Source organism: Streptomyces sp. LUP47B (assembly GCF_001746295.1).
GTDB lineage: Bacteria > Actinomycetota > Actinomycetes > Streptomycetales > Streptomycetaceae > Streptomyces.
Genome location: NZ_MJAH01000009.1, coordinates 105135 through 122660, shown reverse-complemented (window position 1 = coordinate 122660; position 17526 = coordinate 105135). Strand labels below are relative to the sequence as shown.

At 68.9% G+C, this 17526-nt stretch carries 18 protein-coding genes; 6 read left to right on the top strand and 12 right to left on the bottom strand.

Annotated elements, in window-relative coordinates:
- Positions 1 to 2: 2 nt before the first annotated feature.
- A complete protein-coding gene (locus tag BFN33_RS26825) occupies positions 3 to 362 on the bottom strand; it encodes an NADH-quinone oxidoreductase subunit A (protein WP_007383963.1) in 360 nt (119 codons plus the stop codon).
- 733 nt (positions 363 to 1095) lie between these two features.
- On the opposite strand from BFN33_RS26825, the gene BFN33_RS26820 reads away from it, so the two are divergent.
- Entirely contained in the window at positions 1096 to 1902 is an 807-nt protein-coding gene (locus BFN33_RS26820; RefSeq protein ID WP_069762734.1) for a C40 family peptidase, read from the top strand.
- A gap of 115 nt (positions 1903 to 2017) precedes the next feature.
- Here BFN33_RS26820 and BFN33_RS52700 read toward each other — a convergent pair whose 3' ends face one another.
- A complete protein-coding gene (locus BFN33_RS52700; RefSeq protein WP_141757997.1) occupies positions 2018 to 2356 on the bottom strand; it encodes a hypothetical protein in 339 nt (112 codons plus the stop codon).
- A gap of 46 nt (positions 2357 to 2402) precedes the next feature.
- Here BFN33_RS52700 and def point away from each other — a divergent pair, with 46 nt between their 5' ends.
- Positions 2403 to 3050, top strand: coding sequence for a peptide deformylase (def, locus tag BFN33_RS26810; RefSeq protein WP_069762732.1), 648 nt, complete (start codon positions 2403 to 2405; stop codon positions 3048 to 3050).
- Between the two features lie 105 nt (positions 3051 to 3155).
- Here the strand turns inward: def and BFN33_RS26805 are convergent, their stop codons facing one another.
- On the bottom strand, positions 3156 to 4442 hold the full coding sequence (locus BFN33_RS26805; RefSeq protein ID WP_069762731.1) for a geranylgeranyl reductase family protein: 1287 nt from the start codon (positions 4440 to 4442) through the stop codon (positions 3156 to 3158).
- 122 nt (positions 4443 to 4564) lie between these two features.
- Between BFN33_RS26805 and BFN33_RS26800 the strand changes: the two genes are divergently transcribed.
- Together BFN33_RS26800 and BFN33_RS26795 are read left to right on the top strand one after the other, a co-directional pair.
- Positions 4565 to 5089 (top strand): GNAT family N-acetyltransferase, encoded by a 525-nt coding sequence (locus tag BFN33_RS26800; RefSeq protein WP_069762730.1) that lies wholly within the window; start codon positions 4565 to 4567, stop codon positions 5087 to 5089.
- A 110-nt stretch (positions 5090 to 5199) separates the two neighbouring features.
- The gene (locus tag BFN33_RS26795) at positions 5200 to 5517 is read left to right on the top strand and encodes a PASTA domain-containing protein (RefSeq protein WP_069762729.1); all 318 of its coding nucleotides are present in this window, start codon (positions 5200 to 5202) and stop codon (positions 5515 to 5517) included.
- A gap of 18 nt (positions 5518 to 5535) precedes the next feature.
- Here BFN33_RS26795 and BFN33_RS26790 read toward each other — a convergent pair whose 3' ends face one another.
- The 4 genes from BFN33_RS26790 to BFN33_RS26775 are packed head-to-tail and all read right to left on the bottom strand — an operon-like array spanning position 5536 to position 10203.
- Entirely contained in the window at positions 5536 to 6231 is a 696-nt protein-coding gene (locus tag BFN33_RS26790; protein ID WP_069762728.1) for a demethylmenaquinone methyltransferase, read from the bottom strand.
- Positions 6228 to 7568: an acyltransferase gene (locus tag BFN33_RS26785; protein WP_069762727.1), complete on the bottom strand. Its 1341-nt coding sequence runs from the start codon at positions 7566 to 7568 to the stop codon at positions 6228 to 6230. The genes BFN33_RS26790 and BFN33_RS26785 overlap by 4 nt, the downstream gene beginning before the upstream one ends.
- Complete coding sequence (locus BFN33_RS26780; protein ID WP_069762726.1) at positions 7568 to 9871, bottom strand: bifunctional polysaccharide deacetylase/glycosyltransferase family 2 protein; 2304 nt, start codon at positions 9869 to 9871, stop codon at positions 7568 to 7570. Before BFN33_RS26780 ends, BFN33_RS26785 begins: the two co-directional genes overlap by 1 nt.
- Positions 9872 to 9888: 17 nt before the next feature.
- On the bottom strand, positions 9889 to 10203 hold the full coding sequence (locus BFN33_RS26775) for a hypothetical protein (RefSeq protein ID WP_370743322.1): 315 nt from the start codon (positions 10201 to 10203) through the stop codon (positions 9889 to 9891).
- A 392-nt stretch (positions 10204 to 10595) separates the two neighbouring features.
- Between BFN33_RS26775 and BFN33_RS26770 the strand changes: the two genes are divergently transcribed.
- Entirely contained in the window at positions 10596 to 11624 is a 1029-nt protein-coding gene (locus BFN33_RS26770) for a chitinase (RefSeq protein ID WP_069762724.1), read from the top strand.
- 59 nt (positions 11625 to 11683) lie between these two features.
- Here BFN33_RS26770 and BFN33_RS26765 read toward each other — a convergent pair whose 3' ends face one another.
- From BFN33_RS26765 to BFN33_RS26745, 5 genes are all read right to left on the bottom strand, one after another.
- Positions 11684 to 12322: a hypothetical protein gene (locus tag BFN33_RS26765; RefSeq protein ID WP_079141029.1), complete on the bottom strand. Its 639-nt coding sequence runs from the start codon at positions 12320 to 12322 to the stop codon at positions 11684 to 11686.
- 7 nt (positions 12323 to 12329) lie between these two features.
- Positions 12330 to 13529, bottom strand: coding sequence for a cyclic dehypoxanthinyl futalosine synthase (gene mqnC, locus BFN33_RS26760; protein WP_069762723.1), 1200 nt, complete (start codon positions 13527 to 13529; stop codon positions 12330 to 12332).
- Between the two features lie 82 nt (positions 13530 to 13611).
- Positions 13612 to 14340, bottom strand: coding sequence for an A24 family peptidase (locus BFN33_RS26755; protein ID WP_069762722.1), 729 nt, complete (start codon positions 14338 to 14340; stop codon positions 13612 to 13614).
- Positions 14337 to 16151 (bottom strand): serine/threonine-protein kinase, encoded by a 1815-nt coding sequence (locus BFN33_RS26750; protein WP_069762721.1) that lies wholly within the window; start codon positions 16149 to 16151, stop codon positions 14337 to 14339. Before BFN33_RS26750 ends, BFN33_RS26755 begins: the two co-directional genes overlap by 4 nt.
- 31 nt (positions 16152 to 16182) lie before the next feature.
- Complete coding sequence (locus BFN33_RS26745) at positions 16183 to 17031, bottom strand: menaquinone biosynthetic enzyme MqnA/MqnD family protein (protein WP_069762720.1); 849 nt, start codon at positions 17029 to 17031, stop codon at positions 16183 to 16185.
- Positions 17032 to 17316: 285 nt separating this feature from the next.
- Here BFN33_RS26745 and BFN33_RS26740 point away from each other — a divergent pair, with 285 nt between their 5' ends.
- Entirely contained in the window at positions 17317 to 17520 is a 204-nt protein-coding gene (locus tag BFN33_RS26740; RefSeq protein ID WP_003992177.1) for a cold-shock protein, read from the top strand.
- Positions 17521 to 17526: the final 6 nt, after the last annotated feature.

The window sequence follows — 17526 nt, the reverse complement described above, 5'->3', positions numbered from 1 at the left end:
CCTCAGTCCCATTCCAGGCCGCCGCGCCGCCATACGTACGCGTACGCGACGAAGACGGTGAGCACGAAGAGCAGCATCTCCACGAGCCCGAAAACACCCAGGGCGTCGAAGGTGACGGCCCAGGGGTAGAGGAAGACGATCTCGATGTCGAAGACGATGAAGAGCATCGCCGTCAGGTAGTACTTGATGGGGAAGCGCCCGCCGCCGGCCGGCGTGGGGGTCGGCTCGATCCCGCACTCGTAGGCCTCGAGCTTGGCCCGGTTGTACCGCTTCGGACCGATCAGCGTGGCCATGACCACGGAGAAGATCGCAAAGCCTGCCCCGAGGGCTCCCAGTACGAGGATGGGCGCATAAGCGTTCACCGCTCCTCGCTCCTCTCAGTCGGCACTGACTGCTGGCGATGGCTCGGACTCACACCCGACTCATACGTCCCTCCGACCTCCGTCTGTCCCGACGAAGATCGCGAACATGTGAAGCAGGTCACAAGCCCAACTGACCCGCATCCTATGCCTGCCGGTCTGTGATCTGCGACACGGGGTATTGCACAAGCTTTGTGATCTCCACCACCAGACGAAGGATCATGAAGTCGGAACAGCGGTGATCTTCATACGAGAAGCGTCCGAGTGATCACCAGAGGTGACATTTCCGCCAGTCGACGCAGGTCGGAAGAGGCGTCTCCATATCAAGAGACTTCCCCTGCATGCAAATTGGCGCTGGACGCGACTGCTTGGTAGAGGACCGCGTTCACACATCAGGGGGACGCGCGAGGGCCGATGTGGACGCGTGCACACATTCACGAGCGCGGATCACCTTCGGACGCAGCCGTCGCCGTAACCGTTGCGTGACCTCCGCCACATGCGCGAGAGCTCCACAAGAACGGGGCTTGGCCATCGGCCTCAACCGATGGTAGATGCGGGGCAATTGGGGCGTAACAGCGAAAGCCCATGATCACAGGCTTGATCACGAGAGTCCACAATGTCCGTTACGGCGTCAATAAAGAGCGGGGCGCCGGGGATTCGGGCCCCCGATTGAACAACTGTGGCGCAGCCCACGTTTCTTGAAGGTATGGAGGAGCCCCTGATACCAGTTGGTCTCATGTCCCACACCGCTCACATACGCAGTCACCGGAAACCCCGCCGCAGCGCGACGACTTCGATCGCCGTGCGTGCCGGAGTCGCCGGTGGCGTGCTCAGCATGGCAGCGGCGGGCGCGTCGGCTTCGGCGTTCGCCGCCGAGTCGACGACGCAGACCCTCGAACTGCCCACCCTCTCGGCCGACCTGGGCAGCCAGGTCGCCGAGTCCGCCGACGCGATGCAGCAGGCGGCCGCCAACTACCAGCTGCAGGCCGAGCGTGACGCGGCCGCCGCAAAGGCCGCGAAGCAGGCCAAGGCGGACCTCGCGGAGGCCAAGAAGAAGGCGGAGGCCAAGAAGAAGGCCGAGGAAGCCCGCAAGGCCGCCGCCGAGGAAGCCGCCTCGCGCAGCGCCGAGCGGACCACGCTGTCCGCCTCGGCGAGCACCAGTGTCTCCACGAGCTCGTCCACGGCCACCGGTTCGGCCGCGGCCGTCATCGCCTTCGTGAAGGCTCAGGTCGGTGACGCCTACGTCTCCGGCGGCACCGGTCCCAACTCCTGGGACTGCTCCGGCCTCGTCCAGGCCGCGTTCAGCCAGATCGGCATCGACCTGCCGCGTGTCTCGCAGGACCAGTCGACCGCGGGTACCCAGGTCTCGCTGAGCAACCTCCAGCCGGGCGACATCCTTTACTGGGGCAGCGCGGGCAGCGCATACCACGTGGCGGTGTACGTCGGCGACGGCATGTTCGTCGGCGCGCAGAACCCCTCGACGGGTGTCGCCGAGAAGCCGCTGTCCTACGACCCGCCGACCGGAGCGGTGCGGGTGCTCTGACACCGGAACAGTTTGGTGGGGCCGCAGCCGCTCGGGGGCTGCGGCCCCACTGGTTCGTCCAGGGCGGTAGCGCAGCTCGTCGGCCCGTTTCAGGGGTCCATCTCCACCCGGCGTCCTAACGGCGTCCGAATTGTCCGCGTCCGGCAGCGCGTTGACCGCCGGCCGGAACCGCTGTGCGCGCCGTGGGGCGGTTGTGGAGCGCGCCCGCGGGGTGGATGAGGAGTTGCTCGCGGTTGCCCGGGACGTGGCCGCCCAGGGTCGTCTTCCCGGACTCGTTCAGGTGGGCCCGGAGTTCGGTGGCCATCTCGCCGTGCAGGATGCCGCGTTCGTCCCTTTTGGATCGTTCCCGCTGTGCCCGCCCCACGGTCCCTGCGCCGCCCCCTGCCCCCGCCAGCAGCCGTCCGCGGCTGTGGCCGGTCTGCCCCCAGGGCTGTTTGATGTGTTCTGTTGTCATGCCGCACAGGCATCCTCACAACCCGCATCGAACAGGAGAAATCACCATGCCCAGTGTCTTCGTCCAGGGCAGGCCCACCGACTCGTATCCGCGTCTCGCTCCCGAGGCCCGGGGCGGGCAGGTCCGGCGCATCACCGAGGTCGGCGAGGAGGTGCTGCACAAGCCGTGCAGGGACGTGACCGAGTTCGGGCCCGATCTCGCCGCGCTGATCGGCGACATGTTCCTGACGATGTACATCGCGGACGGGGCGGGTCTGGCGGCCAACCAGGTCGACGTCGGTCTGCGGCTCTTCGTCTACGACTGCCCGGACGACGACGGGGTCCGGCATGTCGGGCACATCGTCAACCCGGTGCTCGAGCAGGTCGACCCGGCCGGGCGCAGGCTGCTCGACGACAGCGAGGGGTGCCTGTCGGTGCCGGGCGCCGTCATGGAGGTACCGCGTCCGGACCGGGCCGTGGTCCACGGGTTCGACAAGGACGGCGAACCGCTCGTGATCGAGGGGACCGGCTACTTCGCGCGCTGCCTGGCCCACGAGACCGACCATGTGAACGGGCACGTGTATCTGGACCGGCTGTCCAAGCGGGACCGCAAGGAGGCGCTGCGGCAGGTGGCGGACCGGCGGGACGAGGTGCTCGCCCGCCGGGCGGCCAACATCGAGGCGCTGAACGGCGGTCAGGGCACCGTCAGCGCCTGAGGGAGTGGACCAGCGCCCACACCGACACCGCGATGAGGATGACGAACACGGGTAACGCGATCCCTACGTCCATCCCTCCACGGTGCTCCGTCCGGGGGGCTCCCGTCACGCCTTCGGCGCCACCTTGCTCAGCCCGTTGATGATCCGGTCCATCGCGTCGCCGCCCGTGGGGTCGGTGAGGTTGGCGAGCATCTTGAGGGTGAACTTCATGAGCAGCGGGTGGGTCAGGCCGCGCTGGGCCGCGATCTTCATGACCTTCGGGTTGCCGATGAGCTTCACGAAGGCGCGGCCCAGTGTGTAGTAGCCGCCGTAGGTGTCCTTGAGGACGCGCGGGTAGCGCTGCAGGGCCATTTCGCGCCCCGCGGGGGTGGAGCGGGCGTGGGCCTGGACGATGACGTCGGCGGCGATCTGGCCGGACTCCATGGCGTAGGCGATGCCTTCGCCGTTGAAGGGGTTCACCATGCCGCCGGCGTCGCCGACCAGGAGCAGGCCCTTGGTGTAGTGCGGCTGGCGGTTGAAGGCCATCGGCAGGGCGGCGCCGCGGATCGGGCCGGTCATGTGCTCCGGGGTGTAGCCCCACTCCTCCGGCATCGAGGCGCACCAGGCCTTCAGCACCTCGCGCCAGTCGAGCTCCTTGAAGGAGTCGGAGGTGTTCAGGACGCCGAGGCCGACGTTGGAGGTGCCGTCGCCCATGCCGAAGATCCAGCCGTAGCCGGGCAGCAGCCGGTCCTCGCCGGGGCCGCGGCGGTCCCACAGCTCCAGCCAGGACTCCAGGTAGTCGTCGTCGTGCCGCGGGGACTCGAAGTACGTCCGTACGGCCACGCCCATCGGGCGGTCCTCGCGGCGGTGCAGGCCCATCGCGAGGGAGAGCCGGGTGGAGTTGCCGTCGGCGGCGACCACGAGGGGCGCGTGGAAGGTGACTTCGCGCTTGTCCTCACCCAGTTTGGCGTGGACGCCGGTGATGCGGCCCGTGCGGTCGTCGACGATCGGGGCACCGACGTTGCAGCGCTCGAACAACCGCGCGCCGGCCTTCTGGGCCTGGCGGGCGAGCTGCTCGTCGAAGTCGTCGCGCTTGCGGACGAGGCCGTAGTCGGGGAAGGAGGCGAGATCCGGCCAGTCGAGCTGGAGGCGTACGCCGCCGCCGATGATCCTGAGGCCCTTGTTCCGCAGCCAGCCGGCCTCTTCGGAGATGTCGATGCCCATGGCCACGAGCTGTTTGGTGGCACGCGGGGTGAGGCCGTCGCCGCAGACCTTCTCGCGCGGGAACTCGGTCTTCTCCAGCAGGAGCACGTCGAGTCCGGACTTGGCGAGGTGGTACGCGGTCGTGGAGCCGGCCGGCCCCGCGCCGACGACGATGACATCGGCGGTGTTCTCGGACAGGGGCTCGGTCACGGCGGGATCTCCCCAGGCTCGGAATCAAGTTCGGAATCAAGTTCTGAATCCGCGTGCCGACCGGCACTGGACATGGGCAGTCTATTCAGCAGAATTGATCACCCGGCTGAAGGGCTGCCCCAGTGAACCGAGCTCTGCCTGTTGTACGGCTGCGCGTCCCCACCGACGAGGACGCCGTCGCCTGGCATCGGGTCTTCGACGACCCGGACGTCATGGAGTTCCACGGCGGCAGGTCCGCGGAGCTGTACGTCTACGAGGAGCTCACCGCGCGCCAGCGCCGGCACGACGCCGAGCGGGGGTTCTGTCTGTGGACCATGGTTGACGAGGGCGGGCAGGTCGTCGGCTTCACCGGCGCCCAGCCGTGGCCGCAGGACTGGGGGCCCACGGGTGAGATCGAGATCGGGTGGCGGCTCGGACGGACGTACTGGGGCCAGGGGTACGCCACGGCGGCCGCGCGGATGACTCTGGAGCGGCTCAGGGCGGCGGGCGTTCCGGACGTGGTGGCGATGGTCAGACCCGGCAACCAACGGTCGATCTCGGTCGCCAAGCGCCTCGGAATGGAACTCGCGGAGACCTTCAGGCACCCCCGCTACAACGAAGAGGCGCTCTGCTTCCGACTTCCCCTGAAGATCAGTCACACAGAGTAGCGTTCTGTTACAGAAAGACACTCGGCACTTCCTGCCGCCACGGGGCCGGAGTTACCCTTCCAGTACCGCTGGGGGTGACATCTGTGCGCATAACACCCAATACGCCCGAAGTGCGCGTACCGCGTCTGGTCGGACTCATGGCCGTCGACGCACGCGAGACGGCCCAGGCGCAGGGCCTGTTCGTCAGTGCGCCGGACCGCAAGGACTTCCACCAGTCCGTCGTCGACTATGTCGTACGCCAGTACCCGCAGGCCGGTGCGGAGGTGCCGCGGGATTCGGTGGTGTACGTGTGGTTCGACCTCGGCCCGGGTGACGGCGGCGGCGGGATTCGCGAGCCCCGCATCCCCAGACCGCCGAGCGGCGGCCTCCAGCGCGAACTGGACGAGCCGGGAGACCCGTACGTGGTCCGGTGTGTGACCGGGCTCTGACGCCGCGCGCCGGGGCGCTCAGCTCTCCTTGACGCCCCGGTGCAGGGCCACGATCCCGCCCGTCAGGTTCCGCCACGCCACCTTCGACCAGCCGGCCTTCCGGAGGCGCTCCGCCAGGGCCGGCTGGTCCGGCCAGGAGCGGATGGACTCGGCGAGGTAGACGTAGGCGTCGGGGTTGGAGGAGACCGCGCGGGCCACCGGCGGCAGGGCGCGCATCAGGTACTCGGTGTAGACCGTGCGGAAGGGCGCCCAGGTGGGGTGCGAGAACTCGCAGATCACGACCCGGCCGCCGGGCCTGGTCACCCGGTACATCTCGCGCAGCGCGGTGTCGGTGTCCTGGACGTTGCGCAGCCCGAAGGAGATGGTGACGGCGTCGAAGGTGTCGTCCTTGAAGGGCAGCTTCGTCGCGTCGCCCGCGGTGAACGGCAGCCAGGTGTGCTTCCGCTTGCCGACCTGGAGCATGCCGATCGAGAAGTCGCAGGGCACGACATAGGCACCGGTGCGGGCGAACGGCAGCGACGAGGTGGCCGTGCCCGCCGCCAGGTCCAGGATCTTCTGGGCGGGGCGGGCGTCGACGGCCCTGGCGACCTCCTTGCGCCACACCCGGTCCTGACCGAGCGACAGCACGTCGTTCGTCAGGTCGTACCGTTCCGCCACGTCGTCGAACATCGAGGCGACTTCGTGCGGCTGCTTGTTCAGGGAAGCGCGGGTCACGTTCCCATTCTTGCAGGCCGCCCTCCCGGAAGAAGCTGCGGCTTCTTCTTCCCGGCCACGTCCTCCACCCATCCGCACAGCAGCACGAACACCGCGATCAGGATCCAGCCGATGCCGAACATGAACCACTGGCTCTCCAGCGGCAGCCACTTCTCGAACGCGGGCACCTTCCAGAACCGGTCGATCAGCGGCACGGCGAGGATCAGCGCGATCTCGTGCCAGAGGTAGATCGTCACCGCGCGGGAGTTGAAGACCGTGACGACCCGGTCGGTCCGCCGGAAGCGGGTGAGCCAGGCGAAGTCGATGCCGAAGCGCGACCTGGCCCACATCAGGAGCGTCACGTACCCGGCCGACCAGAAGGCCTGCGCGAGGGGGATGTCGTCGAGGTCGTAGGAACCCGTCTCGGCCTGGTGGGTGAAGGCGTACCAGCCGCCGAACCCGATCGCGGCGAGCGAGAGAACGACGACGGCCGGCGCCTTCAGCCGCTCCAGGACACCGTCCCGGTGGGCGAAGCCGAGGATCCAGCAGAACAGGAAGGTGGCCAGGTCCGTCAGCGCGCTGCCGAGGCGGTTGTCGGGCGGCTCCCACAGGAACTGGACGACCACGATCGGGGCCAGGGACAGCAGCAGGACCGGCACCGGCGCGAGCCGGAACACCTTCAGCAGCACCGGGGACAGCAGCACGAACCACAGGTATGTCCGCAGGTACCAGAGGATCTCCCAGGCCTGCTCGCCCCACGCGTTGCCCGGCGGATCGCCGAGCGGCACGATCCAGTAGACGATCTGCCAGCCCGGCAGCCAGTCGTGGACCAGCATCGCGAGGACCACGAAGACGCCCCAGAACCAGAACGGCGGCAGTAGCCGGCGCATCCGGCTCCTGACCACCGTGCGGGCGGGCCGCTCCAGGGACTTCGCCATCAGCGTGCCGGCCAGGCCGAACATGACCCCCATCGAGGGGAAGACCATGCCGGCCCAGGCCCACCCGAAGGTGTGATAGGTGACGACCCGGATCAGGGCGACGGCCCGAAGGGTGTCGAAGTAGCGGTCGCGGCCCGGGAGCCGAGACGGAGGCTTCTCCTCCTCCGCCTCGGCGTCAGCGGGGGCCGCGGCAACCGGCGGCTCCGGCTCCACGCCCTGTCCGGAGTAGCCGTGGTCGACGTACTCCTGGGGATACGGCTGCTGCTGCGAATACGGCTGCTGCTGCGAATACGGCTGCGGCTGCTCTACGTACCCCGAGTACCCGTACTCATAGCCGTACCCCTGCTGCTGATGTCCCGGCTGCTCGTACCCCTCCTGCCGATACCCCTGCTGCTGGTACTCCTGCTGTTCCCAGCTCATCAGCCCACCCCCGCCGGGGTCCCGACCTCGCCGGTGCGCTTCAGCTTCTGCCAGCGCAGCCGGCCGCCGGTGAGCGCGGTGATGCAGGAGTGGATCAGGACGAGGTACATCATCTGGCGGTAGGCCAGTTGCTGGAGCGGCATCATCAGCAGATAGCGGTACTTCTCCTTGTCGAGCCTGAAGGCGTACGCCGCGCACACGAGCTGGATGCCGAGGACCGCGAGCCACGCGTACAGCGCCGCCCGGAAGTCGACGAAGATCATCGAGTAGGCGGTGAACACGTCGATCAGCGGGGCGAAGACCGGCGTGACGATCTGGAAGATCACCACCAGCGGCATGCCGACCCGGCCGAAGCGGCCCGAGGGACCCTTGTCCGTGAGGGACTTGCGGTGCTTCCACAGCGCCTGCATGGTGCCGTACGACCACCGGTAGCGCTGCGACCACAGCTGCTTGAGGGAGCCCGGTGCCTCGGTCCACGCGCGCGCGTGCTCCTGGTAGACGACCCGCCAGCCGGCGCGGTGCATCGCGATGGTGATGTCGGTGTCCTCGGCGAGGGTGTCCTCGCTCATCCCGCCGACCTGGAGGACCGCCTCACGGCGGAACGCGCCGATCGCGCCCGGGATGGTGGGCATGCAGCGCAGCAGGTCGTACATCCGGCGGTCGAGGTTGAAGCCCATCACGTACTCGATGTGCTGCCAGGCGCCGATGACCGTGTCGCGGTTGCCGACCTTGGCGTTGCCGGCGACCGCGCCGACCTCCGGGTCGGCGAAGGGCTGCACCAGCTGCCGTACGGTGTCCGGTTCGAAGACGGTGTCGCCGTCCATCATCACGACGATGTCGTGACTGGCGCTGCGGACACCGTTGTTGAGGGCGGCAGGCTTGCCCGCGTTCTCCTGGCGGATGACCCGGACGTTCGTCATGCCGAGCGAGCGGGCCGCCTCGCGGGCGATCTCGGAGGTGCCGTCCGAGGAGCCGTCGTCGACGACGATGACCTCGATCGGATGGGTGCTGCGTGCCAGCGACTCCAGGGTGTTGGCGATGCACTCCTTCTCGTTGTACGCCGGGACGATCACGGTCACCGGCCGGGTGACCGTGGGCCCCCAGCTGAAGCGGCGTTTGTTGCGCAGTCTGTAGTGGCGGCGGGCGAGGATGAGCATCATCCCGAACCGGCCCATGACGGCCACGCCCACGATCACGAGTCCGACCGAGAGCGTGGGCACGGCGTACTCGGCGACGGCGACGGCCACGACGAGTGCCTTGCCCTCGTAGAGGGTCGTGCCGGTGGCCTCGCGGTGCGCGGCCTGGAGGCGGTCGGTGGCGTTCCGGTTCCCGCCCTGGTTCCCGTTCTGGTTCCCGCCCTGGAGCTGTCCGCCCGCGGTGCCGGCCGACGCGTTCGCCTGCTGTCCCGTGCGGGCAGCGGTGTTCTGCGCCTCGATGACCCCGCTGATGGTGGTGAAGGTGTAACCCTTCGCCCGCATCTTCTCGATGTACGTCGGCAGCGCCTCGACCGTCTGCTCACGGTCGCCGCCGGCGTCGTGCATCAGCACCGCGGCGCCCGAGGTCCCGGACGGCGTGGCCCACTTGACGATCTTCGAGGCGCCCGGCTTCTTCCAGTCGTCGCTGTCGGTGTCGACGAAGACGCTGGTGTAGCCCTCCTCGCCGAGCTTCTTGTACACGGGCCAGCTGTAGTTGTCGATCGCGTCCGTCTCCGAGGAGTACGGCGCCCGGAACAGCGTGGTGGTGATGCCCGCCGCACCCGCGAGGGCGAGCTGCGTCTGGGTCATCTCGCGCCGGATGCGGGCGTCGCTCTGGTAGGAGAGGTCGACGTGGGTGAAGGTGTGGATGCCCACCTCATCGCCCTGGTCGACCATGTCCTTCACGATCCCCGGGTAGCGCGAGACCATCGAGCCGACCACGAAGAAGGTCGCCGGGACGTCGTACTTCTCCAGGATCTTCAGCACCTGGGGCGTGTACGTCGGGTTCGGGCCGTCGTCGAAGGTGAGCGCGATCGTCTTGGCCGGCACGGAGGTCGTGGTGGCCTGGCCGCCCCGGAAGCTGACGATCGGCCCGCCGTTGAGGATCTTGTCGGGGACCTTGCTGGAGCTGGCGCCGTCGCGGACCCGCTCGTCGCCGCCGACCTCGGCGCGCAGATAACCGTCGAGCAGCATCACGCTGGTCAGGCCGAGCAGGAGCAGCAGGGCGAGGATGACCCGCGGTTTCTGCAACGCCGCGGCCTTGCCCGCCGCCCGCTCGATGCGGGTGGGGGCACGCCGGCGGCCGCGGGAGGGCGTCGTCGTGGTCATGTGGTGGGCCGTTCCGGTCAGTTGGAGGCAGCGGAGGCGGTCGCAGTCGGCACGGTGCTCGGCGGAGCTCCCGTGGCGGTGCCCGTGGGCGGAGTGCCGTAGGGCCTCGCCGGCGGGGTGCCGATACCTCCCTGCGGCTGGAAGCCGCCGGGGCCGGAGTTCGAGGAACCGCCGGGACCGCCGCCGGCGAAGGGCAGCAGCGTCGTGCTGGAGACGCCGATGCCCATGAAGGCCAGGCCCAGCACGACGGCGTACCCGAGGGACAGAACGCCGAGAAGAAGGCCGATCCGGCGCAGCATCCTGGAGCGGCGTCCGGAGTTGTCAACGAACACCGGGCCCTCGGCGGACCCGTTACTACCGCGTTTGCGGCGGCGACCGTGCGTGTCCGCACGGTTTTCGATGGCAGTCTCGGATTGCATTCCCAAGACGTTAAGGAGTCTTTATGTGACCGAGTCGTCCATTCTTGTGAGACGCATATGAGAAACGCCTTAACCTGTCTTTTCCCTGAGAGATTCCACGAACGCCTGCGCGGGTCACCATGGAGGGAAGTGAGCGGAATGCCCCATTCAATTCGCCCGTTTGGCCCGATTCACGAGATGCGACCCATGGATCTTCTGTGTATCGACCGTCGCTTTGAACACCGGCTTCGCATGAGACGTTCTCCTTCCGAATGACCCTTTGTTTCAAGCCTGAGACGAAAATCACGAGAGCGGGTGCATGAACAATGCGGGGTTTCCTGAAGCCGGCCGCCGGGCTCACTTGTCTGTTTGCCCTGGCCATGACGGGGTGCTCCGCCGAATCGGACAGCGCCTCGGACGCGGAGCCTGCGGAACAGAGCAGCGTCTCGGCGTCGGCGTCGGAAGCCGCGTCGTCGGTCACCGCGTACGCGCCCTACGTCAGCGCTGACGAAGCGTCCGGCAACGACTCCGCGGGCTCGCCCTCGGTGTACAACCTCGCGTTCGTGATCGCCGACGGCAGCGCCTGCACGCCTTCCTGGAACGGCACGTCCGCCATCGGCGACTCGTCGGTCGCGTCCCGGATCAGTGCGCTGAAAGAGGACGGGGCCCAGGTGCGGGTCTCGTTCGGCGGGGCGTCCGGGAAGGAGCTGGCCGAGACCTGTTCCACCGCGGCGAAACTGGCCGCGGCTTATGGAAAGGCGCTGGATGCCGCCGGTTCCTCACTCGCCGACTTCGACATCGAGGGGGACGCGCTGACCGACTCCGACTCGGTGGAGCTGCGGTCCGAGGCGATCGCTTTGCTCCAGGAGCAACGGAGCGATCTCGCCGTCTCGTTCACGCTTCCCGTGATGCCGTCCGGGCTCGACGACGGGAGTGTGGCCTTGCTGGAGTCCGCGAACGACAAGTCGGTTCAGGTGTCGACCGTCAACATCATGACGATGAACTACGGGGAGTCGTACGACGGGGACATGGGGGATTACGCGATCACTTCGGCGAAGGCGGCGCAGGCGCAGTTGAAGGAGGTTTTCGGTACGTCCGACTCCACCGCGTGGCGGGCCATGGCGCTCACGTCGATGATCGGGACGAATGATGTGGACGGAGAGACGTTCACGTTGTCCGACGCGGCGCAGGTGCGGGAGTTCGCCGAGGCGAAGGAGGTGGCGTGGGTGTCGATGTGGTCGACGTTTCGGGATCAGGAGTGTGAGTCGGGGAGCTCGGACGAGGATGATCCGTTGACCAATTGCAGTGGGGTTTCTCAGTCGGCGGGGGCGTTTGGGAAGGCGTTGGCTGGTTGAGTTTTGGGTGCGGGTGCGTTGTGGCTGGTCGCGCAGTTCCCCGCGCCCCTAGGTGGGTCTCAGCGCCGTCGATGCAAGAGGCGGCCGGCGATCACTGTTGCCACACAGGTGATCGCGCCCTCCTCCGTCAGCGCCGCCTCGCCCGACACGTCGAAAACCGTGAAGGTCGCGTCGATGCCCATGTGCGGCAGCAGGGGCATCAGGATCGCCTCGGCCAGGCTCCGTCCGATCAGCGGGTCGAGAGTGGGTGGGCCCGCAGGATCCTCGAAGCGTTCTTCACTCGTCATCCCCGCCCGGTACACGGCGTCTGCCACCATGGGGCGTCTCAAGTCCCCCGCCACCGCCACCGTCCCGTGCGCCAGCATTCGCTGTACGCCCCGCCTCGCGCTCGCGCCCCACCTCGCGTCCGTCATGCCCAGTGACTTCAGCGCCTCGCCCGAGATCGGCTCGTTGCCCAAGTCCTCGCGTGGGTCCGGATGGTAGGCCTGCTCCAAGAGTTCCGGGCCGTACGGGTTCACCAGGCCCGGGGTGAGAACTCCCGGCCAGCGGCGCACCCTTGCCGTCGGATGTGCGGCGGCCAGGTCCTCGTAGACCTCTACGGCAGCGATCCGCCGCCCCTCGACCAGTACCGCGCCACCGGGCAGCGGTGACCTTCCGCCGCCCGGGATCAGCAGGTCGGCGGTGTGGATCGTCAGCAAGGCGGGCCTAGTTGGACGCGAGGATCTTCAGCTCGGGATGCGCCGTACCGCCCGCGATCGCCGTGGAGGAGATGTGGGACACCACACGCGCGTCGACCGGGTCGTTCGCCGGGTCGTCGTGGACGACGAGGTGTTCGTACGTCGTGGAGCGCTGGGCCGGGACCCGGCCCGCCGTGCGGATCATGTCGATCATTTCCTGGAGGTTGGAGCGGTGCTTGGCACCGGCCGCCGAGACGACGTTCTCCTCCAGCATGATCGAGCCGAGGTCGTCCGCGCCGTAGTGCAGCGTCAGCTGGCCCGCGTCCTGGCCGGTGGTCAGCCAGGAGCCCTGGATGTGGGCGATGTTGTCCATGAAGAGCCGGGAGATCGCGATCATCCGCAGGTACTCGAAGATCGTGGCCTGGGTGCGGCCCTTCAGGTGGTTGTTCATCGGCTGGTAGAGGTACGGGATGAACGCCCGGAAGCCGCCCGTCCGGTCCTGTACGTCACGGATCATCCGCAGGTGCTCGATGCGCTCGGCGTTGGTCTCGCCGGTGCCCATGAGCATCGTGGAGGTGGACTCCACGCCCAGGTTGTGCGCCGTCTCCATGATCTCCAGCCAGCGCTCGCCGGACTCCTTGAGGGGCGCGATGGCCTTGCGGGGACGCTCGGGGAGCAGTTCCGCGCCGGCGCCCGCGAACGAGTCGAGGCCGGCCGCGTGGATGCGCCGGATCGCCTCGTCGACGCTCACCTTGGAGATCCGGGCCATGTGCTCGACCTCGGACGCGCCCAGCGAGTGGATCACCAGCTGGGGGAACTCCTTCTTGATGGCGGCGAAGTGCTTCTCGTAGTACTCGACGCCGTAGTCCGGGTGGTGGCCGCCCTGGAACATGATCTGCGTGCCGCCGAGTTCGACGGTCTCCGCGCACCGGCGCAGGATGTCGTCCAGGTCGCGGGTCCAGCCCTTGTCCTTGGCGGTCGGCGGGGCGTAGAACGCGCAGAACTTGCACGCCGTGACGCACACGTTCGTGTAGTTGATGTTCCGCTCGATGATGTACGTCGCGATGTGCTCCGTGCCCGCGTACCGACGGCGGCGCACGGCGTCCGCGGCGGAGCCCAGCGCGTGCAGCGGGGCGTCGCGGTAGAGGTCGAGCGCCTCCTCCGGAGTGATGCGCCCACCCTCGGCGGCACGGTCGAGGACGGACTGAAGGTCGGCCTTCTCGGTCACCGGGGCGTGCCTTTCGTCAAGGATTCGGGCGGACCGGGCCAGCCTACGCCAGCCCTCCGACAAGCCGGATGTCAGGCCGATGTCAGGCCGTGTACGCGCCGATCAGCAGGCCCGCGTACGCCCCCGTGATCAGGAACGGCCCGAACGGGATCGCCGTCTTGCGTCCCGCCCTGCCCACCAGGACCAGGACACCGCCGTAGAGCGCGCCGAGCAGGAAGCCGGCGAAGGTGCCGAGCAGCACGGTGTCCCAGCCGTACCAGCCCAGGACCGCCCCCGCCCCGAGCGCCAGCTTCACGTCGCCGAAGCCCATGCCGCCGGGGTTGATCCGCCACAGCACCCAGTAGCCGGCGCCGAGCGCGAGGGCGCCGAACAGGGCGTTCAGCCAGTTCCCGGTGTGCTCGGGCACCAGTGAGACCGCGCCGAGCAGCGCGAGGGCGGCGGCCGCGAGGGGGAGGGTGAGCGGGTCGGGCAGTCGTCGTACGCGCAGGTCGATGACGGCGAGCAGCACGCCCACGGGGGCGAGCAGCAGCCAGACGGCGATCTCCGGGCGGGTGCCGGTGGCGGCGGCGAGGGCGGCGCAGAGGAGGGCGGTGACGGTGGAGAGGAGGAGGGTGCCGGGACCGTACGACTGCCGGGTGCCGCAGGTTCCGCACCTCGCCCGTCCGAGCCACCCGCCCAGCGGGTGCCCGTCGGGGCAGGTTGTCCGCCACGGCTGCCCGGTCGGGACGGAGTAGCGGTAGGCCGCGCGCGGCAGCAGCGCACCCGTCGCCGCTCCCCACAGTGCGGCCGGGACGACGAGCAGCTGCGTCACCGCTCGACCTTCGACATCCGCGCCTCGGGGTATCCCTCGGCCTCGCTCTCCGACGTGTACTTCAGGTCGTCGCCGACCGTGGTGAGGCGGACGGTGTGGGCGGTGGGGTTGCAGCCGGCGTGGTTGTCCTTCGCGCCGACGGCCGTGGTGACGAGCTCCGTCTCCGTGACCTGCTTCAGCGTGAGGACGTCGGTGCACTCGGCCCCGATCGCGTCGGTCTGCCGCAGTCGGCCCAACTCCTCGCCGACGCTCACCTTCTTGACGGTGATCCGGAAGGTCCCCATCGGCAGGCTCCCGCCGAGACCGCTGCCCGGCCCCTCCCAGGTGCCGAGATAGCGGTCGGGGACCTCGGAAGGCCCGCTCGGCGCCGCGCTGGACGGCTGGGAGGACGCGGACGGCGGCGAGGAAGCCGAGGGCAGGGAGGCCGACGGTACGGAGGTCGGGGCCGAGGAGTAGGCGCCGTTGCCGGGACTGGAGCTCGCCGAGTCGTCGTCGCCCCGCCCCGGCAGCAGGTCGAACAGGAACACCGACCCCACGGTCACCGCGGCCAGCGCCCCGGCGACCGCGAGCGCCACGGTGCAACTCATCCGGCGCCCGCGGCCGCCCTCTCCGGGCGTGGCGGTGGCGGCGACGGAAACGGAGAGCCGACCGGGACCGGGTCGCTTGTCGGAGGGCACCACCGTCTCGTGCGGCGCCGCGTCCCGGGGCTCGGGCACAAAGGGTCCGCCCGTGGTGGCCGGTGGCGTGACCGGAAACGCCGGGGGCCCGGCCGCGTCGGCCGGAGGCGCCCCCGCGGACACCAGCGGCATCACCGGCGGCGGCCCGAACGCCCCCGCCGTCCCCGGCGAACCACCACCCACCGAAGGACTGCTGAACCCCACAGGCCCGGAGGCCTGCTCCCCAGTCCGCTCCCCCACCGCCTCAAGATTCAGCAGCTGTACGGCACTTCGCCCCACCTGCTCGACCAGCGCCCCCGGCAGCCATCCCGCCGCCACCAGCCGGGCCGCCCCCTCAGGGGCGAGCCGCCGGGCCACCTCAGCCGGGGTCGGCCGTTCCTGTGCCGACTTGGACAGGCAGGCCCCCACGAGTTCCCGCAACTCGCCGGTCAGTGACCCGAGTTCGGGCTCCTCGTGGACCACCTTGTAGAGGAGCGAGGCCGAGGAGTCCCCCGGGAAGGGTGGTGCTCCCGTGGCCGCGTACGCCAGCACCGCGCCCAGGGAGAAGACGTCCGCCGCGCCCGACACCCCCTTGCTCAGGATCTGTTCGGGGGACATGTAACCCGGCGAGCCGATGGAGACGCCGGTCGAGGTCAGGGACGCGGTTCCGTCGGTGGCGCGTGCGATGCCGAAATCGATGAGGAGGGGGCCGTCGACGGTGAGCAGGACGTTGGAGGGCTTCACGTCCCGGTGGACGAGCCCCAGTCCGTGCACGGCCGCGAGCGCCTCGGCGAGGCCCGCCCCCAGGACTCGTACGGAATGCTCGGGCAGCGGGCCCCCGTCCGTGACCGCCGAGGCAAGGGAAGGGCCCGCCGCGTACCCCGTGGCGACCCACGGCACCGCCGCCTCCGGGTCCGCGTCGAGGACCGGCGCGGTCCAGGCCCCGCCCACTCTGCGCGCCGCGTCGACCTCGCGGCGGAAGCGGGCGCGGAACTCCTCGTCGAGCGCGAAGTGCGGGTGCACGATCTTGACCGCGACCGTGCGGCCCCCGGCGCTGCGGCCGAGGTAGACCCGGCCCATGCCGCCGGACCCCAGTCGGCCGAGCAGCCGGTAGGGCCCCACGGTGGTGGGTTCGTCGACTCCCAGCGGCTGCATACCGGCCTCCCCCATAAGGTGCAGATGCAGATTAGGGCTGAAGCAGTTCCACCTTCACGTCCCCGGGGAAACCCGTCGTCGGCCCGACCCTCCGCGCGAACTCCGTGACCGCCGCCAACTGCGGTCCCCCGAACCGGAAGTCCAGCGTCGTGAAGTACTTCGCGAGCACCTCTTCGTCGAAGTCCTCCCAGCGGGCCGCCTGCTCCGCGACCTTGCCGACCTCCTCCAGGGAGAGGTTCCGGGAGGCGAGGAAGGCCTCGTGGACCTTGCGGGTGATGACCGGCTCGCGTTCGAGATAGTCCCGGCGGGCGGCCCACACCGCGAAGACGAACGGCAGCCCCGTCCACTCCTTCCAGAGCGAGCCGAGGTCGTGCACCTCGAGGCCGAAGCGCGGGCCGTCGAGGAGGTTCGCCCGCAGGGCCGCGTCTCCGATGAGTACGGCCGCCTCCGCCTCCTGCATCATCAGGCTCAGGTCGGGCGGGCAGGTGTAGTAGTCGGGCCGGACGCCGTAGCGCTCGGCGAGGAGGAGCTGGGCGAGGCGTACGGAGGTGCGCGAGGTCGACCCGAGGGCAACCCTGGCGCCGTCCAGCTCGTCCAGCGGGACCTGGGAGACGATGACGCAGGACATGACCGGGCCGTCGCAGCCGACGGCGATGTCGGGGAAGGCGACCAGGTCGTCCGCGTTCTTGAGGAACTCGACGAGGGTGATGGGCCCGATGTCGAGGTCTCCCTGCACCAGCTTCTCGCTGAGCTTCTCCGGGGTGTCCTTCGTGAGCTCGAAATCGAGGAGCGTGCCCGTCCTCGCGAGCCCCCAGTACAGGGGCAGGCAGTTCAGGAACTGGATGTGGCCGACGCGCGGCCGGGTGCGAGAATTGTCCACATCGCGACAGTAGACCCCTTGGGGTACGCTTCGGACTTCGGCCCCACAGTCAACCGGCGTGCGATCTTCAAACCTCCGGGTGACGTGATCTTGGCCTCTATTGCTTTCGGCTGCCTGCATGCTAGGCTCGCCGCAAGTTGCAGTTTGGTTTCCCTTGCAGTACAGAGCCTGCGGAGCATGTAACCGCAGGCTCTAGTCGTTTTCAGACATATGCAGTTGTGCGGCACTGTTTTCACACTTGCAGGTTCTGGAGCAGGGCAACCCTTTTGGGCCCAAGGAGGGCTTATGGCTACCGGAACCGTGAAGTGGTTCAACGCCGAAAAGGGCTTTGGCTTCATCGCCCAGGAGGGCGGCGGCCCCGACGTCTTCGTCCACTACTCCGCGATCAACGCGAGCGGCTTCCGTTCGCTGGAGGAGAACCAGCAGGTCTCCTTCGACGTGACCCAGGGCCCGAAGGGCCCGCAGGCGGAGAACGTCACCCCCGTCTGATCCCGT